A 26633-nucleotide genomic window follows, 5' to 3' on the forward strand; every position below is an offset into this window, starting at 1 on the left:
CTAGGCTGAGGGAGTCGCAGTCCATCGATGACACGGTGGAGCGGGCGACGTGCTGGAACCGGGGTGCGCCGTGAACCGGCAACCGACTTCGAACTCCGCCTTGCCGCTGGCCGACGAGCTCTCGGCCGTCTTCGCCCGGATGTCCGGCCTCCTGCTGTCCCACGAGACGGCGGCGACCGCGCTGGGCCTGATCACCTCGCTCGCCGTCCAGACGGTCCCGGGCTCCGCGGGTGCCGGCGTGAGCATCGTCGACGAGCGCGGCCGCCGGACGTCGGGGGCGACCGATCCCCGGACCGAGCAGGCCGACGCCCTCCAGTACGACCTGGACGAGGGTCCCTGCCTGGCCGCCACCGCGCTGCGCCAGGTGGTCCGTGTGGACGACGTCGCGGAGGATCCCCGCTGGCCCCGCTGGGGGAGGGCGGCGGCCCCTCTCGGGCTGCGCGCCTCGCTCAGCGCCCCGATGGTGGCCGGCGACCGTGCGCTCGGCGCGGTCAAGGTGTACGCCGAGCAGCCGGCGGCCTTCGATCCCCACGCCGAGCACCTGCTCACCCTCTTCTCGGCGCAGGCGGCGATCCTGGTCGCCAACGTGCAGTCCTACGAGCGGGCGCAGCGGTTCACCGCGGAGCTGCGCCAGGCCTTCCGGGCGCGCGACGTCGTCAGCATCGCCAAGGGCGTCCTCATGGCCCGGCACGGCGTCGACGAGGACGGCGCCGTCGCGATGCTGCTCGCGCGCGCGACCCACGACGTCGTCCTGCTGCGCGACGCGGCGCGCGCCGTCGTCGACTCCGCCGTCCGTCGGCGCCGGTGATGTCCCGCCCGGGGGCGCCGTCCCCGGAGGAGAAGCAGCGGACGGCGCTGGAAGAGGGCTACCGGAACGCCGACCTGACCCTCGAGCAGCTGTGGACCCGGTACTTCGCGCTCGGCGGCGACTTCGACCTGGTCGACGTCGACGCCTACCTGAGCGGGCTGACGACGTTGCCGCCGATGGACCGGGACATGCTGGCGCACGCGGTCAACGAGCGGCTCGACGAGCTGCGCTGGCAGGGGCGGGTGCCGTACAGCCACGCGATCCGCCAGCGGCGTCCGGCCACCGGCCCCTTCGCGGCCATGGTGCAGCTGCTGGAGACCGCCCACACCGCGCCGCCGGAGCGGCTGGCCGCGATCGCGGCGACCGCCGGCCGGGCGATGGACGTCGACCTCACCCTCCGCCTGGTCGACCACGACCAGCGCCGGCTGCACTGCGTGCCCGCCGCCCGGCGCGGCGAGTTCCCCGCGCTGGCCGTGGACGGCACGCTGCCGGGCCGGGTGTTCCAGACGGGGCGGATCCTCCCGTCCGAGGACGAGGGCCGTCCGCGCCTGTGGGTGCCGGTGGTCGACGGCACCGAGCGGCTGGGTGTCCTGGAGGTGGGCCTGCGCTCCCCCGGCGACCTCTACGACCCGATGCTGCGGGAGCACTGCACGTGGCTGGCGGCGCTGCTCGGCCACCTCGTCGCCTCCATGAGCCCCTACGGCGACGAGCTGGAGCGGGCCCGTCGGGAGCTGCCGCGCTCGCCGTCCGCCGAGCTGATCTGGCAGCAGCTGCCGCCGCTGACCGCCTCGACGGGCGCCTTCGTCATCTCCGGGAAGATCGAGCCCAGCTACGACGCCGGCGGCGATGCCTTCGACTACGCGCTGTCCGAGGAGCTGGTGTCGCTGGCGATCTTCGACGCGATGGGGCACGGCCTGTCGGCCGGGCTCATGGCCGCCGCGGCGCTCGCGGGCTACCGCAGTGCGCGCCGGGACGGGCGCAGCCTGTTCGACCAGGTGCGGGCGATCGACGACGTCGTCGCCGGGTCCTTCCGCGAGAGCGCCTTCGTCACCGGCGTCCTGGCGGAGCTGGACGTCGCCTCCGGCCGGCTGCGCTACGTCTGCGCAGGCCATCCGCCGCCGCAGCTGCTGCGCGCCGGCAAGGTGGTCAAGGCCCTGGGCGGCGGGCGCCGGCTGCCGTTCGGCCTCGAGGCCGCGGGGCTGGCCGTCGCCGAGGAGATGCTGCAGCCGGGCGACTGGCTGGCACTGCACACCGACGGGGTCACCGAGGCCCGGGATCCCTCCGGCGTCCTGTTCGGCGAGGAGCGCCTGGTCGACCTCCTGCGCCGCGCGCTCGCCGCCGGGCACCCGCCGCCAGAGACGGTGCGCCGGCTGATGCACGCCGTCCTGGCGCACCAGAACGGTGTCCTCCAGGACGACGCCAGCATCCTGCTGGCGTCGTGGCGGCACAGCCGCATGGGCTGACCAGGCGCGACACATTCCCGCAACGCGGGCACCGCACCATGGGCACGTGCCTTCGCCCGCCCCGCCGGACGCCGACCCCGACGCCCTCCTGCCCCTGGCCGGGTACACGGTCGCGGTGACCGCGGCCCGCCGCAAGGAGGAGCTCGGCGCGCTGCTCGACCGGCGCGGTGCCCGCGTCGTCTACGCCCCGGCGATCCGGATCGTGCCGCTGGCCGACGACTCCGAGCTGGTCGCGGCGACCCGGGCGGTGCTCGCCGAGCCGGTCGACCTGGTCGTGGCCACGACCGGCGTGGGGTTCCGCGGCTGGCTGGAGGCCGCCGACGCGTGGGACCTGCCGCTGGTGGAGCACCTGCGCTCGGCGCGGGTGCTGGCCCGCGGTCCCAAGGCGCGCGGCGCGATCCGCGGCGGCGGGCTGGTCGACGCCTGGTCGCCGGAGTCGGAGTCCTCGGCCGAGGTGCTCGAGCACCTGCTCTCCGGCGCCGAGGGCCCGCTGGCCGGACGGAGGATCGCCGTCCAGCTGCACGGCGACCCGCTGCCCGACTTCGTCGAGGAGCTGCGCGCCGCCGGCGCGGACGTGCTGACCGTGCCGGTCTACCGCTGGGTGCTGCCGGAGGACGTCGCCCCGGTACAGCGGCTGGTCGCCTCGGTGGTGGCCGGCTCCGTGGACGCGGTGACCTTCACCAGCGCGCCGGCCGCGGCGTCGCTGCTGCAGGTGGCCGGCGACCTCGGGCGGCACGAGGAGCTCGTCGCGGCCCTGCAGGGGCGGGTGCGGGCCATCGCCGTCGGGGCGGTCACGGCCGGGCCGCTGACCGCCGCCGGCGTGCCGACCTGGCAGCCCGAGCGGGCCCGGCTGGGTGCGCTGGCCCGCGAGGTCGTGGCCCGGCTGCCCGAGCGCGACCCGGTGCTCGACGTCGCCGGGCACACCCTGCAGGTGCGCGGGCACGCCGCCGTCGTCGACGGCCGGCTGGTGGAGCTGGCCCCGGGGCCGCTGTCCGTGCTGCGGGCGCTGGCCGAGCGGCCGGGTGCGGTGGTCGCCCGCCCGGCGCTCACCGCCGGCCTGCCGGGCGGCGGGGACGCGCACGCCGTGGAGATGGCGGTGACCCGGCTGCGGGCGGCGCTCGGCGTGCCGCTGGTGCAGACCGTCGTCAAGCGCGGTTACCGGCTGGCCGCCTGAGCCCGGTAGAGGTCGCGCAGCAGCGCGATCTCGGCGCCGTGGTGCGCCAGCTCGTCGAAGGCGTGCACCACGAGGGCGGCCCAGCTGGCCTCGGCGTAAGGACCCCATGCCGGGCCGAGCGGCTGCCAGATGCCGTCCTCCCCCAGCGCCACCGCGTGGTCGCGGAACGCCGCGGCCGCGGTGCGCAGGTCGCGCAGCGCCGTCCCGGCGTCGGGGTGCCAGTCGGTGCCGGTGACCGCCAGCGGGCGGCCGGCCGGCGAGCGGTCGAGGTAGCTCGCGAGGGCGTCGGAGGCGAGGTGCCAGATCCGCCAGGCGATGGTCGTCACCGGCGCGGGGTCCGGGTCGGGGTGGACGCGGTCGGCTCGCCAGCCGGCGTCGGTGCGCCGCACCGTCCACGCCCCGGCGACCGGCTCCCACAGGTACTCGTCGTCGGTCAGGCCGTCGAGCCGCCGGTCGAGGCGTCCCCACGCGTCGTCCCAGCCGCCGAGCAGGAGGGGCAGCACCGCTCGATCGCTCATGCCGCGGACGGTAGCGGCCACCTTCGACGAGATCGGCGTTCTCGCCCACTTCAGAAGCCCGAAGGGGGTGAGAACGCCGATCTCGTCCGCAAGTCAGACGCGGTGGGCGGCGCCGGGGCGGAGGTAGACGACCCAGGTGACGACGACGCAGACGGCGTAGAAGGCGATGAACGCGAGGTAGGCGGCGTCCCCGCTGCCCGTGGTGAGGAACGACTGCCGGAACGCGAGGTTGACCAGCACGCCGCCGAACGCCCCCACCGCGCCCGCGATGCCGATGAGCGCCCCGGACATGCGCAGCGCCCGCCGCTCGGCGGCCTCGGCGTCCCCGCCCTCGGCGACCTGCTGCAGCGCCTGCGACCGGAAGATCGCCGGGATCATCTTGTAGGTCGAGCCGTTGCCGATGCCGCTGAGCACGAACAGCAGCACGAAGCCGACGACGAACAGCGGCAGCGAGCCCACCTGGCTGGCCGAGAACACGATCGCCGCACCGGCGGCCATCGCGAAGAACGTCACGACGGTGATGCGCGCGCCGCCGAACCGGTCGGCCAGCGAGCCGCCGAGCGGGCGGATCAGCGACCCGAGCAGCGGCCCGAGCCAGGTCAGCGACGCCGCGGCCAGCGGGGTGGCGAAGTCGGCGGTGAACTGGTTCTGCAGCACCTGGCCGAAGGCGAACCCGAAGCCGATGAACGAGCCGAACGTGCCGATGTAGAGGAACGCCATGATCCAGGTGTGCGGCTCGCGGGCCGCCTGGCGCATCGCCCGCGGCTGGTTGCGCGCCGTCGCCAGGTTGTCCATGAGCAGCGCCGCGCCGACGGCGGCCACGACGATCAGCGGGATGTAGACCCAGAGGATCAGCCGCGGGTGCCCGGCGCCGGCGGTGGCCAGCACGAGCAGCCCGACCAGTTGCACCACCGGGACGCCGAGGTTGCCGCCGCCGGCGTTGAGGCCGAGCGCCCAGCCCTTGAGCCGGTCCGGGTAGAAGGCGTTGATGTTGGCCATCGAGCTGGCGAAGTTGCCGCCGCCGACGCCGGCCAGGCACGAGACGAGCAGCAGCGTGCCGTAGTCGACGCCGGGCTCGAGCACGAGCGCGGTCGCGACGGTCGGCACCAGCAGCAGCGCGGCGCTGACGATCGTCCAGTTGCGGCCGCCGAACTTCGCGACGGCGAAGGTGTACGGCAGCCGGACGAACGCGCCGAGCGCCGTCGGCAGCGTCGTCAGCAGGAACTTCCCGGCGGGGTCGATGCCGAACACCGGCTCGGGCAGGAAGAGCACCAGCACCGACCACAGGCTCCAGATCGAGAAGCCGACGTGCTCGGAGAAGACGGAGAAGAACAGGTTCCGCCGGGCGATCCGCTTGCCGGTGGACGCCCAGAAGGCGGGCTCCTCCGGTCGCCAGTCCTCGATCCAGTGCGATCGGGACGGCGCAGGGGCGACGAGGGCGGACGGCGACGGGCGGGTCGGGGCGGCCATGCGCCGACGATGTCGGGCCCGGGTTCCCCTCCCGTTGCCGCGCGGGACGAGCCGTGTTCCGTTTCGCTCACCGCGCCTGCCCCGGTGTGGTGAGGCGGTCCGCGTCCGGGGTGCGCGCCGGTCGGGCGGCCGGGGAAGATCATCGCCGTGACCCTCCCCGTGGACGAACCGGCGCCCGGGCGCGCCCTCATCGAGTCCGGCAGCCCCGTGGCCGGATCGATGACCGGCGCCGCGGCGACGCTCGTCTTCGCGCCCGGCTCGGGCGCGGTGCAGGTCGACGCCCGGCTCGCGGCGTGCCTGCGCGCCGCGGCGGACGAGGCGGCCGCCGTGCCGGTGCCCCGCGAGCGGGTGCGCGCCGGCGCCGTCCTCGCCTTCGCCGTCGAGCACTCGGTCACGCTGGCCCGCGCCGGCCGGCAGCTGCGCGGCGATCCCTTCTTCGCCGGCCGCGGTGCGGTGCGCGCGGCCGCCGGGCAGGTGGTCGAGGCGGTCGTCGCCGCGGCCCGCCGGTCGACCGACGAGCGCCGGGTGCGGCACCTGGGCTACCTGCTCGCCGAGGCGGCCGTCTCCGCCGACCTCGACGCCGGGCTCGTGACGCGCGCGCTGCGCACCGTCGAGCAGCTGGGCTGGCGGCAGCTGGCCCTGCTGGCCGGCGTCGGCCGCCGCGATCGGGTGCCGCTGCCCATGACCCCGCTCGAGGACGACCCGCGGGCGTGGACGGCCTGGGGTGCCCGGGAAGACCTCGCCGACCTGCAGCGCGCCGGCCTGCTCGACCCGCCGCCCGCGGCCCCGCGCCCGGGCGGCGCGGCGCTGCCCCGGCTGCGCGCCGCCGACCTGCGGCTCACCCGGCGCGGGGTGCTGGTGCACCGGCTGCTCGCGCTGGACTTCGTCCGCGACGACGCCGTCGCCGAGGCCCTCGCCGACCTCGGTCTCCCCCGCTCCTGACGGGCTTTCGGTACCGAAAGCCCGCTAGGGACGGCGGCGGGCGCGAAGGACGGCGTCGGCGACCGCGTGCACGTGCCCCTCGTGGCCGTGCTGCTCGTGGCCGCGAGCCGCGCGCGGCCGGGCCTCGGCGACCTCGATGTCCCACTCGGCCGGGTCCAGCAGCGCGGCGAGCTCCTCCGCCGAGGCGAAGTACTCGGGACGTGCGTCCTGCCGGATGCCGAGGGCCAGGTCGCTCGGGTCGTGGTTGACGACGAGCAGGGTGCCGCCCGGTGCGACGGCGGCGGCGAGCCCGGCGATCACCTTCTCCCGCACGTCGGCCGGCGGGTGCAGGAACGCGCTGGTGACCAGGTCGTAGGCCGCGGCCTCCGGCGGCTCCTCGGCGAGGTCGGCCTGCCGCCACTCCACCCGGTCGCCGAGCCCGCGCTCCTCGGCCGCTCGCGCACCGCGCTCGAGCGCGACCTCGGACAGGTCGACGGCGGTCACCCGCCAGCCGCGCTCGGCCAGCCACAGTGCGTCACCGCCCTCGCCGGCGCCGGCGTCGAGCGCCCGGCCCGGTGGCAGATCGGCCGCCTCGGCGACCAGCACGTCGTTGGGCCGGCCGCTCCACAGCCCCGACGCCGAGCGGTAGCGCTCGTCCCACCAGGCGCGGTCGTGCACCTCGGTGGCGTGCCGGTGGGCGGCCACCGCGCGGCGGGTGTCCTCCTCGACCAGGTCCGCGGTGAGGTGGCCGGCGGCCATGAGGCCGGCGGCCGCCCCCACGATCACCTGCGCGGTCGGGTCGGCCACGTTGCCGGCGACCCACACCCCGGGGACGGCGGTCGCACCGGTCGGCCCGGCGGGGACGGCGCTGGCGAACGGGACGCCGTCGCGCAGCCGCTCCTCCGGCTCGAGCCCGAGCGCGGTCAGCAGCTCGGCCCGCGCGGTGAACCGCGGGGAGACGACGACGGCCTCGCGCTCCACCACCGTGCCGTCGGCCAGGCGCACGCCGGTGAGCCGGTCGCCGTCGGTGACCAGCTCGTCGACCGCGCTCTCGACCAGCGTGATCCCCCGGGCGGCGAGCTGCTCGCGCTCCTCGTCCGTGGGCTCGGGAGAGGTGTGCCGGAACAGGACGACGTCGGTGCTCCACTGCCGCCACAGCAACGCCTGGTGCACGGCGAAGGGGTTCGTGCCGAGGATGCCGATCGGCCGGTCGCGCACCTCGGCGCCGTGGCAGAACGGGCAGTGCAGCACGCCGCGGCCCCACTGCTCGGCGACGCCGGGGACGTCGGGCAGCTCGTCGACCAGCCCGGTCGTGACCAGCAGCCGGCGGGCGCGGACCTCGCCGGAGTCGAGCGTGACGACGAAGCCGTCGCCGTCCCGGCGCGCTGCGCTCACCCGCCCGTCGACGATCTCGCCGCCGTAGCCGGCGACCTCGGCGCGGCCGATCGCATACAGCTCGGCCGGTGGGGTGCCCTCCCGGCCGAGGTAGTTGTGCACGTGCCCGGCGGGCGCGTTGCGCGGCCGCCCGTCGTCCACCACCAGCACCGACCGGCCCGCCCGGGCCAGGGTCAGCGCGCCGCTCAGCCCGGCGGCACCGCCACCGACCACAACCACGTCGTACTCGTCGCTCCGCATGCAGAGCACCTTGGGCCGAGGAACGTCGCCTTGACAAACTTCTTTGCCGGAACGGCAAACTGACGGCGTGGACTTCGAGGACGTGCTCACCGGGATCGGCCCGCGGCTGCGGGCGTTGCGCCGGCAGCGCGGCGACACCCTCACCCAGCTGTCGGCCGCCACCGGCATCTCGGTGAGCACCCTGTCGCGGCTGGAGTCCGGCGATCGCCGTCCCACGCTGGAGCTGCTGCTGCCGCTGGCCCGCGCACACCAGGTACCGCTCGACGAGCTGGTCGACGCGCCGCCGACCGGCGATCCGCGGGTGCACCTGCGGCCGCGGACCGCGCACCACGGCACGACCGTGGTCCCGCTGACCCGCCGGCCGGGCGGCATCCAGGCGTTCAAGATGGTCTACCCGCCGCGGACGCCGCCCGGCGAGCCGCAGCTGAAGGTGCACGAGGGCTACGACTGGCTCTACGTGCTGGCCGGGCGGATGCGGGTGCTGCTCGGCGAGCACGACGTCGTCCTGTCCCCCGGCGAGGTGGCCGAGTTCGACACCCGCACCCCGCACTGGCTCGGCAACCCGTTCGACGAGCCGGCCGAGGTGCTCGGCCTGTTCGGTCCCCAGGGCGAGCGCCTGCACGTCCGCGCGCGCCCGAAGGGTCCCTGAAGTCCGTTGTCGGGGGCCGGGCACCGTGCCAGCATCGCGCCGTGTCCGGCACCGCCGCCGCGCGGCTGGCCCGGCTGGCCGACGGATACCTGATCACCCAGCTGCTACACGTCGCGGTCGCGCTCGGCGTGCCCGAGGCGCTGGCCGGCGGCCCGCGGGCTCCGGAGGACCTGGCCCGTGAGCTCGGCGCGGACCCGGGCCGCCTGCGCCGGGTGCTGCGCGGGCTCGCCGCCGAGGAGGTGCTCGACGAGCTTCCCGACGGCCGGTTCGCCCTGACGGCGACCGGTGACCTGCTGCGGGCCGGCGTGCCCGGCTCGTTGCGGGGCGCGGTGACGGCGCGCGGGCAGCTGTACTACGGCGCCGTCGCCGGACTGGCGGACGCCGTCCGCTCCGGCGGCACGCCGTTCGAGATCGTGCACGGGCAGGCGTTCTTCGACTTCCTCGCCGCCGCACCGGAGCGGCTGGCCGCATTCCAGGCGTCGATGGCCGACCGCTCGGCTCGCGAGGCCGACGCCGTCGTCACCGCCTACGACCCGTCCGGCTTCGCGTCGGTCGTCGACGTCGGCGGCGGCGCCGGCACGCTGCTGCGCGCGGTCCGCGCGAAGGCGCCCCACGCCGACGTCCTGCTCTTCGACCAGCCGGACGTGGTCGCCCGCTCCCCCGACCTGCCGTCGGCCGGCGGCGACTTCTTCACCGCCGTCCCGGAGGGCGCGGACGCCTACCTGCTCTCGCGCGTCCTGCACGACTGGGACGACGACGCCGCCGTGCGTGTGCTGCGGACCTGCCGGGCGGCCATGCGCCCCGACTCGGTGCTGCTCGTCGTCGAGGCGGTGCTGCCCGAACGCGCCGTCGACGACCCGGCGGCGGTGCGCATGGACCTGAACATGCTGGTGCTGCTGCACGGCCGCGAGCGCACCGCCGCCGAGTTCGCCGGCCTGTTCGAGACGGCCGGTCTCGCCCTCGCCTCCGACGTGCCCACACCCGCCGGCGTGCACGTGCTCGAGGCCCGCCCGTCCTAGAGGTCGACCACGATCGAGCCGTCGACGTCGCGCACCGGGTAGACGCGGATCGCGAAGTCGGCGCTCGGCGACGTGCCGTCGGTCCACCGGTAGGCGTAGAGGTGCAGCGGGCAGACCAGCACGTCGGCGTCGGTCTGCCCGTCGGCCAGCGGGCCGCCGGCGTGCGGGCAGACCGCCTGCGTCGCGTGCAGCGACCCGTCGCGCAGCCTGAAGACGGCGACCTGGGTGTCCCCGGCGACGAAGGTCCGCCCCTCCCCCGGCGGGACGTCGTCCACCCGGCCGACGGTCCACGCGCGGACGGCGGCGGCCTTCTGCTCGAGCAGGCTCATCGGACCGGCACCTTCGGCAGGTCGAGCAGCGGCAGCGCGGTCCGGAACTGCCCGGGCGTCACGGGTTCGCGTCCCTCCGACGCCCACGGGTCGGTGTAGGCGTCGATCGAGCGCTGGATGCCCGCGTCGAGGTCGGCCACGATGCCCTCGCCGTCCTCGACGAGGACGTGCCTCAGGCGATCGAGCCCGATCCGCGGCACGAAGTCGTAGGTGCGCTCGAGCCAGTTGGCGTTCTCCCGGTAGTACTGGAGGAACCGGCCGGTCAGCTCCAGCACTGCCTCCGGCGAGTCGACGGTGGCCAGCAGGTCGCCCTTGCGGACCGTCGCGCCGGCCGCGCCGCCGACGTACACCTCCCACTTCCCGTTGCCGACGGCGACGACGCCGACGTCCTTGACGTAGGCCTCGGCGCAGTTGCGCGGGCAGCCGACGACGGCGAGTTTGAGCTTGGCCGGGCTCTCGATGCCCTGGAACCGGCTCTCCAGCGCGATGCCGAGCGCGGTGGAGTCCCCGAGGCCGAACCGGCAGAAGTCCGATCCCACGCAGGTCTTCACCGTGCGGAAGCTCTTGCCGTACGCGTAGCCCGACGGCATGCCGAGGTCGGCCCACATGGCCGGCAGGTCCTCCTTGCGGACGCCGAGCAGGTCGATCCGCTGGCCGCCGGTGAGCTTCACCATCGGCACCTCGTACTTCTCGGCGACGTCGGCGATCCGGCGCAGCTGGGCCGGGGTGGTCACCCCGCCCTTCATCTGCGGGACGACGGAGAACGTGCCGTCGCGCTGGATGTTGGCGTGCACGCGGTCGTTGATGAACTTCGCGTCGTTCTCCTGGACGTACTCGCTGCCCCAGATCATCCGCAGCAGCGAGGTCAGCGCCATCTTCGACTTCGCGTCCTCGGCGCCGCCCGGGCCCAGCGCGGCGAAGACGGCGGAGACCGACCTGAGGCCCTGGGAGCGGATCGCGGCCATCAGCGCCGGCTTGGCCAGCGGGATGCCCGGCACGTACCAGGAGGCCGACTCGTCCTCGGCGAGGTCGCCGTCGGCGGCCCACTCGACGATCTGCGTGACCAGCGACTTGCAGGAGCCGCAGCCCTTGCCGGCGCGGGTGCGGTCCATGACGGCGCCGACGCTGCCGCAGCCGTCCGTCACCGCGCCGCAGATCGCGCCCTTGGAGACGCCGTTGCAGTTGCAGACCTGCGAGTCCATGGGCATCTCGGCGACACCCACCTCGGCCGCCCCGTCGGAGAGGTCGACCAGCAGCCGGATCCGCTCCTCCGGCAGCGGCGAGCCGCGATCGAAGGCCTGGGTCAGGTAGGCGACCTTGCGGGTGTCGCCGATCAGCGTCGCGCCCACCAGCCGGTCGTCGCGGATCACCACCGAGCAGTGCACGCCGCGCCTGGGCTCGGAGATGACCAGCACCTCGTCGTCCGGACGCTCGGGCGCCTTGACCCCCATGGTGGCGACGTCGACGCCGGCCACCTTCAGCTTGGTCGCCAGCCGGCTGCCGTGGTACTCGGCCGTCGGGTCGGTGCCGGTGAGCACGTCGGCGAGCACCTTCGCGTGCTCCCAGGCGGGGGCGACCAGCCCGTAGACCGTGCCGCGGTGCTGGGCGCACTCGCCGATGGCGTAGACGTCGGGATCGTCGGTGCGCAGCTGGTCGTCGACGACGATCGCCCGCTCGACCTCCAGCCCCGAGCGGACGGCGACGTCGGTGTGCGGCCGGATGCCAGCGGCCAGCACCAGCATGTCGGCCTCCAGCTGCCGGCCGTCGGACAGGACGACGCCGCGCACCCGGTCCGGGCCGAGCACCTCGCCGGTGAGCGTGGACAGGTGCACCGTGATGCCCAGCGCCTCCACCCCGGCCCGGATGATCGCGCCGGCGTCGGCGTCGCACTGGGCGCTCATCAGGTGCGGCGCGGCGTCGACCAGGTCCACCGCCATGCCGTAGGTCTGCAGCGCGCGGGCGGCCTCCAGCCCGAGCAGCCCGCCGCCGACGACGACGGCGCGCCGGTGCGTCCGGGCCGCCTCGATCATCGCCCGGGTGTCCTCGATGGTGCGGAAGCCGAAGACGCCGGGCAGCAGGCTGCCGTCCTCGCGGTGCACGCCCGTGACCGGCGGGATGAACGAGTAGCTGCCGGTCGCCAGCACGAGGTGGTCGTACGGGGTCACCGTGCCGTCGTCGGCGTGCACGCACTTGGCGGCGGTGTCGATCCGCTCGACCCGCACCCCGGCGCGCAGGTCGACGCCGTTGTCGGCGTACCAGTCGTGGCTGTTGAGGACGATCGCGTCCTCCTGCTCCTCGCCCGCCAGCACCGGCGAGAGCATGATCCGGTTGTAGCAGCCGTGCGGCTCGTCGCCGAAGACGGTGATCCGGAACTGCTCACCGCCGCCGCGCTCGAGCACCTCCTCGACGAAGCGGGCGCCGGCCATGCCGTTGCCCACGACGACCAGCCGGCCGCGCGGATAGGTCTCGTCGTCGGCCAGGTGCAGCGTGGTCAGACCTTCCGGCCGCCCACCGAGGATCGCCGTCATCAGACCTCCACCAGCCCGAGGTCGACCACGAGCTCACCGGTGACGCCCTCGGGGGCGGCGGCGTGCAGCTCGACGACGGTTCCGCCGGGCAGGTCCTCGACCACCCGGAGCGGCACGTGGACGTCGCCCTTGGCGCCGATCGGGAACCAGCGCATCGGCTCGCCGTCGCGCAGCAGCAGCACGTAGACCAGCTCGGCGGTGGAGTTGCCGCCGCGGAAGTACAGCGCCTGGGCCGACGCGCCGGACGGCACCGTGTAGCGCAGGGCCGCGTCGAGGGGTCCGGGCTTGGCCAGCCCCTCCCCGGTGAGCGGGTAGACGCCTTGCAGGAACCGTGGGGTGCTCTTCACGCGGGAGGTCCTCCTCCGGGACGGGGGCCGGGGTGTCGGGGTGGGCTGGTGCTCGTGGGCTCGGGGGGCGGGCTGCTCGGCCGGCGCCGGGATGCGTTCCTCCGGCGGGCCGACGCGGGTGACGGCGACGGCGCAGACCTTGAAGGGCGGCATCTTCGACGTGGGGTCCAGCGCGCCGGCGTCGGTGAGGGCGTTGGCGCTCGAGGCGCCGCCCCAGTGGAACGGGACGAAGACGACGTCCGGCCGGATCGCGTCGGTCAGGTGGGCGGCGAACCGGGCCCGGCCGCGGCGGGTGGAGAGCTCGACGACGTCGTCCGGGCCGATGCCGTGCCGGCGGGCCAGGTCGGGGTGCAGCTCGGCGCGGGGCACGGGGGCGACCAGCTGCAGGCTCTTCGACCGGCGGGTCTGGGTGCCCGACTGGTACTGGGCCAGGACCCGACCGGTGGTGAGCACGTAGGGGTGGTCGGCGTCGGTGGGCTCGTGCGCCTCGACGTGCTCGACCCGCAGGAAGCGGGCGCGGCCGTCGGGGGTGGCGAACCGTTCGGTGAACAGCCGGGGCGTGCCGGGGTGCTCCGGGGAGGGGCAGGGCCAGAACACGCCCCGCTCGTCGTCGATGCGCCGGTAGCTGATGCCGGAGTAGTCGGCCGCTCCCCCGGCGCTGGCCCGCCGGAGCTCGGTGAACACCGTCTCGGGGTCGCCGCTGAAGCCGGGCACCTGGAGCCGCCCCGCCAGCTCGGCGAGCAGTGCAAGGTCGTCGCGGACGCCCTCCGGCGGGTCCAGCGCGCGGCGGCGGCGGATCACCCGGCCCTCGAGGTTGGTCATCGTGCCGTCCTCCTCCGCCCACATGGCGCTGGGCAGGACGACGTCGGCCAGCTCGGCGGTCTCGGAGAGGAAGAAGTCGCTGACCGCGAGGAAGTCGAGGTCGGCCAGCCGGCGCACCACCCGGCGGGCGTCGGGCGCGCTGACCGCGACGTTGCTCGCCAGCACCAGCAGGGTGCGGACGCCGCCGGGCGTGCCCAGGGCGTCCAGCAGCTCGAAGGCGCTGCGACCGGGCCGCGGCAGGTCGTCGGGGTCGACGGCCCACACCGCCGCGACGTGCGCCCGGGCGGCGGGGTCGGCGAGGCTGCGGTAGCCGGGCAGCTGGTCGGCCTTCTGCCCGTGCTCGCGGCCGCCCTGCCCGTTGCCCTGGCCGGTGACCGTGCCCCACCCGCTGCCGGGGCGGCCCGGCAGGCCGAGGGCGAGCGCGAGGTTGATCCACGCCTGCGCGGTGTCGGTGCCGGAGCGGTGCTGCTCGGCGCCGCGGGCGGTCAGGACGATCGCCTTCTCGGCCCGCGCGAGCGCGAAGACGGTGCGCCGCTGGTCGGCGACGGGGACTCCGGTGAGCCGCTCGACGCGGTCCGGCCAGTACGCGGCGACGCCGGCCTTCAACTCGTCGAACCCTGAGGTGCGGGCGGCGACGTACTCCTCGTCGACCAGGCCCTCGGCGATAGCGATGTGCAGCAGCCCGTTGGCCAGCGCGAGGTCGGTGCCGGGCAGCGGCTGAAGGTGCAGGGCGGCGTTGCGGGCGGTCGCCGTCCGCCGGGGGTCCACGACGATGTGCTGCGCGCCGCGTGCCCGGCCGGCGTCGAACCACTGCATGGCCGGCGGCATCGTGTCGGCGGGGTTGCTGCCGACCAGGACGACGACGTCGGCCTCGGCGATGTCCGACAGTGGGAACGGCAGGCCGCGGTCCAGCCCGAAGGCCCGGTTGGCCGCGCCGGCCGCCGAGGACATGCAGAACCGGCCGTTGTAGTCGATGGCGCTGGTGCGCAGCGCGACGCGGGCGAACTTGCCGAACTGGTAGGCCTGCTCGTTGGTGAGGGAGCCGCCGCCGAAGCAGCCCACCGCATCGAGCCCGTGCGCGGCCTGGGTCCGCCGGATCGCGGCCACGACGAGGTCGAGGGCGTCGTCCCAGGTGGTCTCGACCAGCGGGCTGGTGCGGTCGCCCGGCACGGCGCGGACCAGCGGGCGCAGCAGCCGCTCGGGGTGGTCGAGCAGCTCGGCCGACGACCAGCCCTTCGAGCACAGCCCGCCGCGGTTGGTCGGGAAGTCGGCCGGCACCAGGGTCGCCGGGCGGTCGCCCGCGGTCAGCGTCATGCCGCACTGCAGCGAGCAGTAGGGGCAGTGGGTGTCGGTCGTGCGGGTGCCCGCGCTGGGCGTCGCGGAGGGCATCGGGAGGGCTGCGGGCACGGACCGAGACTGCGGGGTGGTGGTTTCCCGGCGGCTGCCTCGGCGTCAAGGTCGCGTTCCGAGGACCTCACGCCCGGGTACGGCGGCCTGTGCGCTCGCGAACCCGGCGGTCCTGTTCAGCGGTGTGTATCTCCGCGTCCGGCGACGTGCTCTTCAGGTCAACGTCGTCGTCGAGGGAGTGGGCCGGTGCGCGACGAGCTTCCTGCCAGGTGCGGCAAGACGTCCGCGACCGAGGGACGGCGCTGCGCGGGCCGGTTCCCGTCCGTCCTCGGCGCGGTCCCCGCGATGCGCCGGGGGCTGCGCGGATTCCTCGGGAACGCGGCGTTGCCCGCCGATGTGATCGAGGACCTCGTGCTGGCCGCGAGCGAGGCCGCCAACAATGCGGTGGAGCATGCCCAGCGGCCGACGGAGCCGTTCTTCGACGTCTGCGCCGTCGTCGACGACGCAGCGGCGACCATCGTCATCCGGGACCACGGACGATGGCGGCAGCCCAGGTCCCCCTCAGCCCGGGGCCGCGGCTTGGCGCTCATGACGGCCCTGGCCGACACGACGGTCACCGCGGGTTCGCGCGGAACCACGGTGACCATCCGCAGCCGCCACGCTGGTCACGGAACTCTGGCCGAGGACGGCCGGGCCTCGTAGCCCGGCGCGCTCACGAGCCTGCATTCGACTGTCCCTGCGCGGAGCCGCTGAGGGACACCGTGAGCCGGCCTCAGGGACAGCCCATCCGCGCGGCGAGATGCGCGATCTCGTGGCTTCCGTTGCCGGATAGCCACGAGATCGCGCATCTCGGAGCGGTGGCTGCCGAGCCGCCCACAGTGGGCCGCTCGGAGGCAGTTCGGCCGGGCTCGCTCGGAGGGCGGCTTCGGACACCCGGTTCGTACTACGACGCCGGGAGCGACAGACGGAACCGGATGTCGCCCAGACCCCGAGCGAGGAGGATCTCGCCGGCCGCGTCGATTCGGTCCCAGCGGCCGGCCGTGGCGTTCCAGCGTCGCCACATGCGGGGATCGCAGGCGACGCGGACATCGGTGGCGGTACCGGCCGGGACGTCGGCCGTCGTCCAGCCGGACAGCCGGACGGGCAGCTCGGGATCGGCGGGCTGGAAGTAGACCTGAACAACCTCCCGGGAGGCCCGGTCGCCGGTATTGCGCAGCGACACCGTGACGACGGGCGTCTCGCCGTCGAGCTCGACCCGGGCACCGGTGTAGTCCCAGCTGCCGTAGCCGAGGCCGGCGCCGAACCAGAACGCCGGTTCGGGGGCCCGGCCGGCCGCGTGCCCGCGGTGGCCGATGAACGTGCCCTCGGAGTAGGTCAGCACGCCGCCGTCGGGAGTGACAGTCCAGGCGGGGGCTGCTCCGTCGGCTGCCGGCCAGGTGGTGACCAGCCGGCCGGTGGGCTCCAGCTCGCCGAGCAGCGCCGCGGCCACGGCGTGCCCGCCCTCCTGTCCGGGCAGGCCCGCGACCAGGACGGCGTCCACGCGGTCGGCCCACGGCATCAGCACCGGCGTGGCGGCGTTCACGACGACCACGGTCCGGCGGGCGACTGCGGCAACTGCCTGGACCAGGGCGTCCTGCGCACCGGGCAAGGCAAGGGTGGTCTTGTCCTGCGACTCGGTCTCCTGCTCGGTGGTCAGCCCGACGACCACCACGGCGACGTCCGCGGCGCGGGCGGCGCTCACCGCATCGGCGATGGCCTGCTCGTCGCGCTTGGGCGCCGGGCGGGCGATGAGCCCGATCATGGCGTGTGGGAGGTCGCCGAGGTCGACCTCGGCCTCGACCACCGTCGGCCCGACGACGTCGAGGTCGAGCAGTTGCTGCGGAGGGGCGAGCAGGGACTCGCCGGGGACGCCGGTGACCGGGTCGACGCGGACCTCGACATGCTGACCGCCGGCAGTGACCGACCAGGCGCCGATGCCCCGGACACCCAGCTGCAGCGGTCCCGCGTGGTCGACGCGGGCGGTCAGCCGCGCCCGGGTGCCGGGCCGGGCCAGCTCCCCGCGCCAGCCGAGCACCCGCCGCCCGTCGGCCAGGTGCTCGTCGGCCAGCTGCTCGCCGTCGGCCGTGATGACACGCAGCCGCAGACCCGGCGTTGCGTCCACGGGGTCGAGGACGAACCCGGGCCGTGCCAGCGGGGCCGGGCCGATCTCGACGCCGCCGGCCCAGGTGATCGTGCCGCCGTGGGCCGCGGTCAGGCCCTCGACGATCGAAGCCTGGTGGGGCGGGGTGACCTCCGCCGAGCCGCCGCCCTGCAGCAGCGTCTCGGCCGCCGGTACGCCGATGAGCGCGACCTGCTCGGCACCGGACAGCGGCAGGATGCCGTCGTTGGCGAGCACCGTCATGCCGGCCACCGCCCAGCGGCGCAGCGCCTCCCGCCGGGCGGGATCGGTCGCGGCAGGCACTGCAGGCCACTCCTGCTCCGTGCCGAGGGCGCCCACCCGGTCGGCCAACCGCAGTACCCGCCGCACCGCGTCGTCCACCGACGACTGGGGCACCTCGCCGCATTCGACGGCGGCCACCAGCTGCTCACCCCAGGGACCGAACGGGCCGGGCAGCACGACGTCGAGGCCGCCGTTGATGGCGGGGGCGGTGGAGTGGGTGGCGAAGAAGTCCGACACGACCAGGCCGGAGTAGCCCCAGTCGCCCTTCACGACGCCGCGCAGCACGGCGTCGTGTTCAGTGGCCGGCACCTCGTTGACCCGGTTGTAGGCGGCCATCAGCAGCCACGCGTCGGCGTCGGCGACCGCGATCTCGAACGGCAGCAGGTACACCTCCCGCAGCGTCGCTTCGTCGATGCGCACGTCGACGGTGTGCCGCTCGGTCTCCGCCTCGTTGCCCACGAGGTGCTTCAGACAGGCAGCCACACCGAGCTCCTGCAGCCCGCGCACGTAGGCCGCGGCCAGCCGGCCGGTCAGCAGCGGGTCCTCCGAGAAGCACTCGAACACCCGCCCGCCCAGCGGACTGCGGTGCAGGTTGATCGTCGGCCCCAGCACGACGTGTGTGCGCTGCCGAGCGGCCTCCTGCGCGAGGTACTCGCCGACCTCGGCCAGCGTCTGCTCGCTCCACGAACTGGCCAGCAGGGTGGCGCTCGGCAGCAGGGCCGTCGATGCGCCGCCGCTCTGCGACTGGCCCTTCACGCCGGTCGGCCCATCGGACATCGACAGCGGCGCCAGCCCGATCGACTCCTCCCCGGTCAAGGAGAAGAACGACGCGCCGGTCAGCAGGCGCACCTTCGCCGGCAGGTCCAACTTCGCGATCAGGTCGTCGTACCGCTCGCTCACACCGAACCCCTCCGGTCATCGGGGCTGCACCTGGAGCGGCGGACGCCGCAGGCTCGCAGCACCGGCGTGAGCAGGCGCGGGAAAGGCACAGCAGACCGGCCGACGGTAATGAGACACTCCTGCCGCGCGCCTGCAATCTGCCGGTCAATGGCAAGGACAGCGGTCCCTGGAGTCCTCGTTGGAGGAGGGGCGGGCTCGAGAGGACGGGCGTCGTGTGACATCGCCGGCCAGCTTGTCGAGGGGTCCCACAGTGGGCCGCTGCACGGGCAGTCAGAAGTCGTCGCACTCCCACAGAACGCTGGTTGACTCCGGACATGACCGTGCCACTTCCGGAGCCGGAACCGACTATCGATCCAGACCAGCCAGTGCCGGACGATGCGGCAGAACTGCTCCCCGACGCCTCAGAGCCGTTGCCACCCCCGCCGATCGAATCCACACCGCACGACCCCGGTGGAGACCCTGGCGGTGTCCCCGAGCCAGCCTGAGTGGCCGTTGGCGCCGATCGATCGGCTCGCGCCTCGGCGGCCACGCCGGAGTCCGGGTCAGGTGGGTCGACCAGCAGGGGCACGTCCGCCATCGACTCGTCGAGCTGGACGGTGGCTGAGCCGAATCGCCCGGGGCGGGTCGGGGTAGGCCGTCCGCATGACGACGACGAACAAGCCCCTGGCCCTGGTGACCGGCGCGTCCAGCGGGATCGGGCTCGAACTGGCCCGCCAGTTCGGCGAGAACGGCTTCGACCTCGTGATCGCGGCCGAGGACGCCGAGCTGACCTCCGCCGCCGCCGAGCTGCGCACCACCGGCGCGGAGGTGCAGCCGGTCCAGGTCGACCTGCGCACCCCGGACGGCGTCGCGCAGCTCTACGCCGCAGCCACCTCGCTCGGTCGCCCGCTGGCCGCCGTTGCCCTCAACGCCGGGGTCGGCCGCGGCGGCGCGTTCATCGACATCGACCTGGCCGACGACCAGGAGATCATCGACCTGAACATCACCTCGACGGTGCACCTGGCCAAGCTGGTGCTGCGCGACATGGCCGCCCGCGACGAGGGCCGGGTGCTGATCACCAGCTCGATCGCCTCGACCATGCCCGGCTCCTTCCAGGCGGTGTACAACGCCTCGAAGTCGTTCCTGCAGTCGTTCGCCGAGGCGCTGCAGGAGGAGCTGAAGGACACCGGGGTCACGATCACCTCGCTGATGCCCGGCCCGACGGAGACCGAGTTCTTCGAGCGGGCCGACATGCTGGACACCCCGGTCGGCCAGAGCAAGAAGGACGACCCGGCGCAGGTGGCCAAGCAGGGCTTCGAGGCCCTGATGAAGGGTGAGCAGAAGCTGGTCGCCGGCTCGCTGAAGACCAAGGCGCAGGGCCTGGCCAACAAGGTGCTGCCCGATTCCCTCAAGGCCAAGGCGCACCGGCAGATGGCCGAGCCGGAGGAGTAAGGACTCAGAAGCCGGCACCCAGGCAGACCAGGCTCGCCGCCGCGGCCGCCGCGCGGTCGTCCCCGCCGAGCTGCTCACGGGTGCGCACGAGCGCGTCGGCGGCGGGAACGCCGTCGGCGACCAGGCGGTGGAAGGCCACCATGATCGCCTCGGTCTCCTCGTCCGGCACCGGCAGCACGGGCGCGACCAGCTGGGCGGTGCCACCGGCCAGGAACACCGCGCCCAGCCCGAGCAGCTCGTCCCCGGCGCAGACCACCGACCGCGCGCTGTCGCACGCGGCGAGCACGACGGTGTGCGGCGCCCGGTCCAGCCGCTCCACGTCGTAGGCCAGCAGCGGCCCGTCGGCGAGCAGGACGTCGGAGAACAGCGGGTTGTCCGCGGCCAGCCGGCCGTGCGCGGCCAGGTGCACCAGCGACGCCCCCTCCATCGCCCCGAGCACCCGCCGCACCGTGGCCTCCGGCGGCAGCAGCGCGGCGGCCCCGTGCACGGCCGCGACGGCGCGAACCTCGCTGACCGCGCCCGGCAGCGAGGGCCCGGCCGCGACGACGACCGGGGTGCCCGGGTCCACCGCCCGGCTGCGGGCGGCGTGCCACATCGTCGCGGACGGCGCCACCGCGAGCGGGCGCCGCGCGCACGAGGGCAGCACCGCCCACGGCAGGCACTGCAGCGCCCCGGTCGGCACGATCACCAGCGGCCGGTCGCCCAGCTCGGGCAACCGGCCCAGGAGGTGCTCGTCGAGGCGGGCGGCCGAGGCGCGCAGCAGCGCCGCGGCGGCGGCCGTGCTCGCGTCGTCGCCGTCCGGGCGCAGGAGCCGGCGCAGCGCGTGCAGGACGCGGTCGACCTGCCCCTCGACGTCCCCGGCCGGGCCGAGGACGTGCAGCCGGGTGCGGCCGTCGACCACGGTCACCGCGGAGAGCACGCCGTCGCGGGCGAACAGCTCGACCAGCGCCGCCCCGCCGAGCCGCTCCGCGAGATCCGGCACCGGCACCGGCGCCGGGAGCCGCCCTCCCCCGCGGCGGTCGAGACGGCGGACGGCGTCGCGGACGCGTCGCTCGAGGACGGTCTGCTCGTGCCGGAGCTCGGCCACGGCGGCCCCCTCGGAGCCGGCGCTGTGCAGCTCGTTGATCTGCAGCACGATGGCCCGCAGCTGGGCCAGCGCCTGTGCCACCTCGGGCTCGTCGGGCGGGCGGACCGGCCGCTGCAGCAGCAGGTCGGTCGCCTTGCCCCGCTCCACCCACTCGAACACCTGCCGCGGCGTGCCGTCGTCCATCGCGAGGCACAGGCCGAGCTCCACCAGCTCGCTGCGGTGCCCGGCCGCGTGCGCCCGCACGTCGGTGGCCCCCAGGACGGCGCGGTGCTCGTCCAGGATCCGCAGGCCGGCGCGGATGGCCGAGGTCGCCGCCCGCCTGCGGCCCTCGTCGGCCCGCAGCCGCGCCTCGGCGAACCACGCCCGGGCGCGCAGGGTGGCCGGCCCCGTCCGGCGGGTCGCCGCGGCGGCGCGCAGGTGCCCGGCGGCCTCCTGGCAGCGGCCGCGCTCGCGCAGCAGCGTGGCGGCGAGCAGCCGGGCCTCCATCGCGGCGGCGGGCCAGCCGACGGCGGAGAGCGTCCGCACGGCCTCCTCCGCCGCCCGGACACCGGCCGCGGGCACCCCGCCCGCGCACATCTGCGCCCGCAGGACGCTGAGCCGGGCCAGCGCCGCCCACTCCGCCCGCTGCTGCCGGGTGAACTCCCCCACCGCCCGCCGCGCGTGCGGCAGAGCCCCGGCGGCGTCCCCCTCGAGCAGCGCGCTCTGGGCGAGGACGAGCCGCACCTGCGGCAGCTTGATGCTCCGGCGCTCCCGCTCGTACTCGGCGATCGACGCCTCCGCGGTCTCCCGGGCCTCGGACACCAGCCGGACGGAGAGCAGGAGCTCGCTGCGGTCCTTGAGCAGCTCGCCGAGCTGCGCGCCGTGCACCCGGATGCGCTCCTCGGCGCGGGCCGAGTAGTCCAGCGCGGCCGGCACGTCGCCGCGCAGCCCGAGGACGAAGGCCAGGTTCGCGCGGGCGAACCCGACCGAGAGCGGCAGGTCGAGGCGGTCGGCGAGCTCCTCCGCGGTGCGCAGGTCCTCCTCGGCGCCGGCGAACTCGTGGCGGTACGCGCGGGCCAGGCCGCGGTTCCACACGACCCGGTAGCTCCACAGCAGGTCCCCGGCGTCCTGCAGGACCGGCAGGGCGGCCTCGTAGTCGCGCAGCGCGTCGGCGTGCCGGCCCATGTCGAGCAGGATCGTGCCGCGCTGCGTCAGCGCCCGGGCGGCGGCGACCCCGGAGAGCTCGGCCAGCGCCCGGTCGATCTCCTCGAGCGCCTGCCGGGGACGGCCCCGCTCGGCCAGCGCGTAGGCCAGCGTCGTGCGCGCCTCGCCCGCGATGTCGGGCCGGCCGGCGTCCAGCGCGAGCTCCACGGCCCGGCGCAGGTGCACCAGGGCGCGGTCGAGGTCGCCGCGGTGACGCAGCGCCAGGCCCCAGGCCCGCTCGGCCACGGCGCGCGCCGCCCCGTCGCCGTCCCGCCCCGCGAGCCGGACCACATCGCGCGCCCGGGCGGCGGCCTCGGCGGGAACGGCCTCGGCCAGCCGCAGCGCCTCGTGCGCCAGCTCGAGCGTCGTCCCCTCCCCCACGACGTCCCACCCTGCCTGCCACCGGCCTCTTGTCAACGGATTACGCCGACCACGAATCTGAGGGCCGCCGTCGCCCTCCTCCTGACGAACGGCAACTTTCCGAGCGACAGGAGAGATCATGGGCAGCGAGGCGGACGACCGGCAGATAGTCGTGGCGAGCGAGCACCTCGAGATGGTGCTCAGCCTGCTGGGCGAGCGAGCCGAGGACCGCGCCCAGCGCAGGAGCGACGCCCGACTGGGGCTCACGCTCATCCAGCTCGCCGACGTGGCGACGGCGGTGCAGCACCTGGACGAGGAGCGGGAGCGTGCGGGCATTCCGGCACCGCGGTACCTCGTCGAGGATCCGACTCCCCTCGATCGCGTACTCGCCACCCTGCGCGAGATCACCGAAGCCCGCTACGCGGGATGGGCGCCCACCATGGGCAAGAACCGCATCATGACGGGGGTCCAGTTCAAGCCGTACAGCAATGCCGGCGGCTTCACGCAGCCGACGAAGGTGGACAAGCCGCCGGCCGCGTTCCGTTCGCTGTCCCGCAACCACCGCCGGGTGCGGGTGGGCATCCTGGACACCCGGCTGGAGCCGCACTCCCGGCTCGCCGGCCGCTGCCTGACCGATCCCGGCGCCCTGGCCCGGCCGAGGCCCGGTCAGGAGCGGCAGTGGTGGGAGGGCCATGCGACCTTCATCGCCGGGATCGTGCTGCGCCTGGCACCCACGGCGGATCTCGACGTCCGGACGGCGCTGACGCCCGGACGTCGACCTACCGACGGCTGGACCATGCCGCTGTGGACGCTGGCCGAGCGGCTCGCCGACTACCGCGACTCCGGCGTGGAGGTGCTCAACCTCTCCCTGGGGTGCTCGACCGTGGACGGCAAGGCCCCGATGGTGCTGGAACGGGTGATCGCCCAGCTCACCCCGAACATGGCCGTGATCTGCGCCGCCGGCAACCACGGCAGCGAGAAGCCGGACGGCCACGAGCGCGCGAAGCAGGGGCTGCCCGCGCGGGGCGCGCCGCTGTTCCCCGCCGCGCTGGACGGCGTCCTCGCGGTGGGTGCGGAAGACTCGGCCGGCCGCGGTGCTTCGTTCAACCCGGTCGACATGAAGGATCCGTCCCGGCCCGCGCCCTGGATCGACGTCCTCGCGCCGGGCGTGGAGGTCGTCAGCACCTACCTCGACGAGAACGGTGACCAGAAGGTCCAGGTACCCCGCGACACCGACGGCGAGGAGTTCGACACGGTGTCCTTCGGCGGGTTCGCCAACTGGTCGGGGACGTCGTTCGCCGCCGCGCACGTGACCGGCCTGGTGGCGGCTGAGGTCGCGCGGGGCAAAACTCCCCAGCAGGCGCTCGAGGTGGTTCGCAATAGGCTGGGCCGCCCGTGACGGCCGTCTGCGCCGGCCCGCCCGCCGACAGCGACGACCCAGGAGGAGCCCCCATGCCGGACGAGGCGCCGATCGGCGAGCTGTTCCTGCGCGCCCGCTTCGGCGACCAGCCCGCCTGGGAGGAGCTGGTGGAGCGGCTCGCGCCGCTGCTGTGGTCGGTGTGCCGGCGCTACCGGCTCTCCGAGGCCGACGCCTCCGACGTCGCGCAGAGCGTCTGGCTGCGGCTGCTCGAGCGGCTGGGCCAGATCAACGAGCCGGCGGCGCTGCCCGGGTGGCTGGCCCGGACGACGGAGCGGGAGTGCCTGCGGGTCCTCGACGTCGCCAAGCGCCGCAAGAACCGGGAGACGGCCATCGACGACGACGTCGCGGGAGGTCCCGGCCCGCCGTCGGCCGAGGACCTGCTCGAGACGGCGGAGCGCAACGCCGCCGTCCGGGCCGGGTTCGCCGAGCTGTCACGCCGCTGCCAGGAGCTGCTCCGGCTGCTGCTGCACGATCCGCCGCTGCCCTACGTCGAGATCGGGCGGCGCCTCGGCACGCCGGTCGGCGGGCTCGGGCCGACGCGGGCGCGGTGTCTGGAGAAGCTGCGGCGGAGCGTGCACGTGACCGCGTTCCTCTCCCCGCAGTTCGACGGGGGAAGGCTGTGATGGCGGTGCCGGAGGACTGGTGGACCGACGACGACGACCTGCTCGCCGTCCTCGGGGAGGCGCTGCGCGAGGAGGCCGACGTCCCGCCCCGGGTGATCGAGACCGGCAAGGCGATCTTCGCCCTGTACTCGCTCGAGTCCGACCTCGCCGCGCTCGCCGCGGAGCCGGCGGGCGCGCTGGCCGGGCTGCGCGGCGCCCAGGAGCGGGAGCTCACGTTCGCGACCGGCGCCGTGACGATCCACGTGCAGGTGACCGGTCGCCAGGTGTCCGGGCAGGTCACGCCGCCCCAGGCGGGCGAGATCGACCTGCACACGGTGGGCGGCCGGCCGCAGCGGGCGGAGGTCGACGAGCTGGGCTGGTTCACCATCACCCCGGCGCCGCGGGCGCAGTTCCGGCTGATGTTCCTCGGCGCCTCCGGCGACCGCGCGGTCACCGACTGGATCGAGGTCTGAGCGCTGGAGTCCCGTCCCGACGGCAGGGTCACGGCCGTCGGGACGGGAGCGCGTCAGGGCCGGAGCGGACCGCTCGCCCCGTCACGCTCCAGGAGTGCGGAGGGGGCGGCCGTGATACATGCCGGCCCGATCGGCGCACGGGCGCCCGTGGTCGAATGCACCGGTGACCGACCGGCGCCCGACCGTCCGCCGGATCGAGGACCCGCCGCCGCCTCCGCGGCCCGCCGTCCGGACTGCGGAGCAGCGCGACATCCCGCGGATCGCCGCGACGCTGACCCTGGCCCTCGGCGACGCGCGGGAGATCCGGTGGAGGCTGCCGGCCGACGGGCGGATGCAGCGGCTGACCCGGCTGCACGAGCTGTCCGCCGGGCACCGCGCGGTCTCCACCGGCACCGCCTGGGTCACCGAGGACGTCGGCGCGGTCGCGGCGTGGGTGCCGCCCGCCGGGGCGCCGGGTACCCGCCCGCTGCCGGACGACGTCCGCGCCGCGCTCGAGCGCGAGCTGCCGCACCTGTCCGCCGACCGGTGGCCGGCGGTGCGCGCCACCGACGAACGGGTCGCGGGCGAACGCCCGGCCGGCCCGCACTGGTGGCTGGCGCACCTGGGCACCCGGCCCACCGCCCGCCGGCAGGGCGCCGCGACGGCACTGCTCGAGGCCGGGCTGGCCCGGGTGGACGAGGGCGGCCTCCCGGCGGCGACCGCGGTGTTCGCGTGGGCGCAGGCGGCGTTCCTGCGCCGGTTCGGCTTCACCGTGGCGGCGACGCTGCGCACCGCGGACGACGAGCTGCCGCTGTGGGTGCTGGTGCGCGAGCCCGCGTCAGTCCCCGGGGGCGAACCGCTCCCAGGCTGACTGGCGGCTCATGCCGAGCGCCTCGCCGATCTGCGCCCAGGTGCCGCCGAGGGAGCGTGCCCTCTGCACCCAGGCGTGCAGGTTCTGCTCGGCCTGCGCCCCGGCGTCGGCGACCTTCGGCAGCCCGCCGAGCACGTCCTCCAGCGACGCCGCCTGCTCCCACGGCGCAACCGGCGCGGGCCGGGGCCCGCCCTCCGCGACGATTCGCTCGGTGTCCGCGATGACCTGGCTGCAGAGCGCCACGCACTCGTCGCAGATGAAGACGCCGGGGCCGGCCACCAGCCTCTCGACCTCGGTGTTGTTCTTCCCGCAGAACGAGCAGCTGGCGATGATCGTTGTCGCCATCGGACCTCCCCTGTCAGGCTCGTCCTGACACGGCTGTCAGGCTATACCTGACGGCGGGTCAGTCCCAGCGCGAACGTGACCGCTTGAGCTCGCCCCGCTGCTTCTTCGCCTGGATCCGCCGTTCCTGGCTGCCCTTCGTCGGCTTGGTGCGCCGCCGGGCCGGCGGCGGTGGGGCGAGCGCGGCGCGCAGCACCGCGGCCAGCCGGTCGCGCGCGGCCTGCCGGTTGCGCAGCTGCTGGCGGTGCTCGCTCGCGGCGATGGTCAGGACGCCGTCCGCCAGCCGGGCGCCGAGCCGGTCGGTCAGCCGCTGCCGCTGCGCGTCGGTGAGCCCGGGCAGGTCGGGGACGTGCACCGACAGCTCCACCCGCGAGTCGGCGGTGTTCACGCCCTGCCCGCCGGGCCCGGAGGACCGGGAGAAGCGCCAGGTCAGCGCCGACGCCGGGACGACGACCCGGTCGGTGACGGCGAGGTCGCCGGTGGCGTCGTCGGATCCGGGCACGCCGTCCAGTCTGG

The 26633-nt window shown here is 75.2% G+C and carries 22 protein-coding genes; 12 read left to right on the forward strand and 10 right to left on the reverse strand.

Annotated features, from left to right (window positions below; genetic code table 11):
• Positions 1-70 precede the first annotated feature (70 nt).
• Genes ACWIYF_RS14840 through ACWIYF_RS14850 form a run of 3 tightly spaced genes read left to right on the forward strand, consistent with a single transcriptional unit; the run spans position 71 to position 3445 of the window.
• Complete coding sequence (locus tag ACWIYF_RS14840) at positions 71-808, forward strand: GAF domain-containing protein (RefSeq protein ID WP_448623593.1); 738 nt, start codon at positions 71-73, stop codon at positions 806-808.
• Complete coding sequence (locus tag ACWIYF_RS14845) at positions 808-2271, forward strand: PP2C family protein-serine/threonine phosphatase (protein ID WP_448623594.1); 1464 nt, start codon at positions 808-810, stop codon at positions 2269-2271. The genes ACWIYF_RS14840 and ACWIYF_RS14845 overlap by 1 nt, the downstream gene beginning before the upstream one ends.
• Before the next feature lie 46 nt (positions 2272-2317).
• Positions 2318-3445, forward strand: coding sequence for a uroporphyrinogen-III synthase (locus ACWIYF_RS14850; protein WP_448623595.1), 1128 nt, complete (start codon positions 2318-2320; stop codon positions 3443-3445).
• Here ACWIYF_RS14850 and ACWIYF_RS14855 read toward each other — a convergent pair.
• Together ACWIYF_RS14855 and ACWIYF_RS14860 are read right to left on the reverse strand one after the other, a co-directional pair.
• Positions 3427-3963: a DinB family protein gene (locus ACWIYF_RS14855; RefSeq protein ID WP_448623596.1), complete on the reverse strand. Its 537-nt coding sequence runs from the start codon at positions 3961-3963 to the stop codon at positions 3427-3429. The two genes, ACWIYF_RS14850 and ACWIYF_RS14855, sit on opposite strands and share 19 nt — an antisense overlap.
• A gap of 93 nt (positions 3964-4056) precedes the next feature.
• Entirely contained in the window at positions 4057-5433 is a 1377-nt protein-coding gene (locus tag ACWIYF_RS14860; protein ID WP_448623597.1) for a nitrate/nitrite transporter, read from the reverse strand.
• A gap of 147 nt (positions 5434-5580) precedes the next feature.
• On the opposite strand from ACWIYF_RS14860, the gene ACWIYF_RS14865 reads away from it, so the two are divergent.
• A complete protein-coding gene (locus ACWIYF_RS14865) occupies positions 5581-6375 on the forward strand; it encodes a hypothetical protein (protein WP_448623598.1) in 795 nt (264 codons plus the stop codon).
• Positions 6376-6399: 24 nt separating this feature from the next.
• Here the strand turns inward: ACWIYF_RS14865 and ACWIYF_RS14870 are convergent, their stop codons facing one another.
• Positions 6400-7989, reverse strand: coding sequence for an FAD-dependent oxidoreductase (locus ACWIYF_RS14870; RefSeq protein WP_448623599.1), 1590 nt, complete (start codon positions 7987-7989; stop codon positions 6400-6402).
• A 67-nt stretch (positions 7990-8056) separates the two neighbouring features.
• Here ACWIYF_RS14870 and ACWIYF_RS14875 point away from each other — a divergent pair, with 67 nt between their 5' ends.
• The gene (locus ACWIYF_RS14875) at positions 8057-8638 is read left to right on the forward strand and encodes a helix-turn-helix domain-containing protein (protein ID WP_448623600.1); all 582 of its coding nucleotides are present in this window, start codon (positions 8057-8059) and stop codon (positions 8636-8638) included.
• Positions 8639-8679: 41 nt separating this feature from the next.
• Positions 8680-9657 (forward strand): methyltransferase, encoded by a 978-nt coding sequence (locus tag ACWIYF_RS14880; protein WP_448623601.1) that lies wholly within the window; start codon positions 8680-8682, stop codon positions 9655-9657.
• Here ACWIYF_RS14880 and ACWIYF_RS14885 read toward each other — a convergent pair.
• From ACWIYF_RS14885 to ACWIYF_RS14895, 3 genes are read right to left on the reverse strand one after another with little or no spacing between them, the layout of a single operon-like run.
• A complete protein-coding gene (locus ACWIYF_RS14885; RefSeq protein ID WP_448623602.1) occupies positions 9654-9986 on the reverse strand; it encodes a Rieske (2Fe-2S) protein in 333 nt (110 codons plus the stop codon). The two genes, ACWIYF_RS14880 and ACWIYF_RS14885, sit on opposite strands and share 4 nt — an antisense overlap.
• A complete protein-coding gene (nirB, locus tag ACWIYF_RS14890) occupies positions 9983-12514 on the reverse strand; it encodes a nitrite reductase large subunit NirB (RefSeq protein WP_448623603.1) in 2532 nt (843 codons plus the stop codon). Before nirB ends, ACWIYF_RS14885 begins: the two co-directional genes overlap by 4 nt.
• A complete protein-coding gene (locus ACWIYF_RS14895) occupies positions 12514-15090 on the reverse strand; it encodes a molybdopterin oxidoreductase family protein (protein WP_448623604.1) in 2577 nt (858 codons plus the stop codon). The genes nirB and ACWIYF_RS14895 overlap by 1 nt, the downstream gene beginning before the upstream one ends.
• 186 nt (positions 15091-15276) lie before the next feature.
• On the opposite strand from ACWIYF_RS14895, the gene ACWIYF_RS14900 reads away from it, so the two are divergent.
• Positions 15277-15732: an ATP-binding protein gene (locus ACWIYF_RS14900; RefSeq protein ID WP_448623605.1), complete on the forward strand. Its 456-nt coding sequence runs from the start codon at positions 15277-15279 to the stop codon at positions 15730-15732.
• Between the two features lie 241 nt (positions 15733-15973).
• Here ACWIYF_RS14900 and ACWIYF_RS14905 read toward each other — a convergent pair whose 3' ends face one another.
• Positions 15974-18370 carry a glycoside hydrolase family 3 C-terminal domain-containing protein gene (locus tag ACWIYF_RS14905; RefSeq protein ID WP_448623606.1) on the reverse strand — a complete coding sequence of 799 codons (2397 nt, stop codon included), beginning with the start codon at positions 18368-18370 and terminating at the stop codon, positions 15974-15976.
• 642 nt (positions 18371-19012) lie between these two features.
• On the opposite strand from ACWIYF_RS14905, the gene ACWIYF_RS14910 reads away from it, so the two are divergent.
• Positions 19013-19801, forward strand: coding sequence for an SDR family NAD(P)-dependent oxidoreductase (locus tag ACWIYF_RS14910; protein WP_448623607.1), 789 nt, complete (start codon positions 19013-19015; stop codon positions 19799-19801).
• 4 nt (positions 19802-19805) lie between these two features.
• Here ACWIYF_RS14910 and ACWIYF_RS14915 read toward each other — a convergent pair whose 3' ends face one another.
• Positions 19806-22451, reverse strand: a complete 2646-nt coding sequence (locus ACWIYF_RS14915) for a CHAT domain-containing protein (protein ID WP_448623608.1) — start codon at positions 22449-22451, stop codon at positions 19806-19808.
• Positions 22452-22569: 118 nt separating this feature from the next.
• On the opposite strand from ACWIYF_RS14915, the gene ACWIYF_RS14920 reads away from it, so the two are divergent.
• The 4 genes from ACWIYF_RS14920 to ACWIYF_RS14935 all read left to right on the forward strand — a co-directional run bounded on the left by ACWIYF_RS14920 (position 22570) and on the right by ACWIYF_RS14935 (position 25775).
• Positions 22570-23829 carry a S8 family peptidase gene (locus tag ACWIYF_RS14920; protein ID WP_448623609.1) on the forward strand — a complete coding sequence of 420 codons (1260 nt, stop codon included), beginning with the start codon at positions 22570-22572 and terminating at the stop codon, positions 23827-23829.
• Positions 23830-23882: 53 nt separating this feature from the next.
• A complete protein-coding gene (locus ACWIYF_RS14925) occupies positions 23883-24473 on the forward strand; it encodes an RNA polymerase sigma factor (RefSeq protein WP_448623610.1) in 591 nt (196 codons plus the stop codon).
• Positions 24473-24925: a hypothetical protein gene (locus ACWIYF_RS14930; RefSeq protein WP_448623611.1), complete on the forward strand. Its 453-nt coding sequence runs from the start codon at positions 24473-24475 to the stop codon at positions 24923-24925. The genes ACWIYF_RS14925 and ACWIYF_RS14930 overlap by 1 nt, the downstream gene beginning before the upstream one ends.
• A gap of 163 nt (positions 24926-25088) precedes the next feature.
• A complete protein-coding gene (locus ACWIYF_RS14935; protein ID WP_448623612.1) occupies positions 25089-25775 on the forward strand; it encodes an N-acetyltransferase family protein in 687 nt (228 codons plus the stop codon).
• Here the strand turns inward: ACWIYF_RS14935 and ACWIYF_RS14940 are convergent.
• Both ACWIYF_RS14940 and arfB read right to left on the reverse strand, forming a co-directional pair.
• Complete coding sequence (locus ACWIYF_RS14940; protein WP_448623613.1) at positions 25743-26120, reverse strand: ClpX C4-type zinc finger protein; 378 nt, start codon at positions 26118-26120, stop codon at positions 25743-25745. The two genes, ACWIYF_RS14935 and ACWIYF_RS14940, sit on opposite strands and share 33 nt — an antisense overlap.
• A 58-nt stretch (positions 26121-26178) precedes the next feature.
• The gene (arfB, locus tag ACWIYF_RS14945; protein WP_448623614.1) at positions 26179-26619 is read right to left on the reverse strand and encodes an alternative ribosome rescue aminoacyl-tRNA hydrolase ArfB; all 441 of its coding nucleotides are present in this window, start codon (positions 26617-26619) and stop codon (positions 26179-26181) included.
• Positions 26620-26633: the final 14 nt, after the last annotated feature.

The sequence above is a fragment of the Geodermatophilus sp. URMC 64 genome (assembly GCF_053502555.1).

Bases quoted from the DNA above. Each gene is read 5' to 3' on its own strand.
- ACWIYF_RS14845 (WP_448623594.1), top strand. From the start codon at position 808: ATGTCCCGCCCGGGGGCGCCGTCCCCGGAGGAGAAGCAGCGGACGGCG.
- ACWIYF_RS14855 (WP_448623596.1), bottom strand. From the start codon at position 3,963: ATGAGCGATCGAGCGGTGCTGCCCCTCCTGCTCGGCGGCTGGGACGAC.
- ACWIYF_RS14860 (WP_448623597.1), bottom strand. From the start codon at position 5,433: ATGGCCGCCCCGACCCGCCCGTCGCCGTCCGCCCTCGTCGCCCCTGCG.
- ACWIYF_RS14870 (WP_448623599.1), bottom strand. From the start codon at position 7,989: ATGCGGAGCGACGAGTACGACGTGGTTGTGGTCGGTGGCGGTGCCGCC.
- ACWIYF_RS14885 (WP_448623602.1), bottom strand. From the start codon at position 9,986: ATGAGCCTGCTCGAGCAGAAGGCCGCCGCCGTCCGCGCGTGGACCGTC.
- nirB (WP_448623603.1), bottom strand. From the start codon at position 12,514: ATGACGGCGATCCTCGGTGGGCGGCCGGAAGGTCTGACCACGCTGCAC.
- ACWIYF_RS14910 (WP_448623607.1), top strand. From the start codon at position 19,013: ATGACGACGACGAACAAGCCCCTGGCCCTGGTGACCGGCGCGTCCAGC.
- ACWIYF_RS14920 (WP_448623609.1), top strand. From the start codon at position 22,570: ATGGGCAGCGAGGCGGACGACCGGCAGATAGTCGTGGCGAGCGAGCAC.
- ACWIYF_RS14925 (WP_448623610.1), top strand. From the start codon at position 23,883: ATGCCGGACGAGGCGCCGATCGGCGAGCTGTTCCTGCGCGCCCGCTTC.
- ACWIYF_RS14930 (WP_448623611.1), top strand. From the start codon at position 24,473: ATGGCGGTGCCGGAGGACTGGTGGACCGACGACGACGACCTGCTCGCC.
- ACWIYF_RS14940 (WP_448623613.1), bottom strand. From the start codon at position 26,120: ATGGCGACAACGATCATCGCCAGCTGCTCGTTCTGCGGGAAGAACAAC.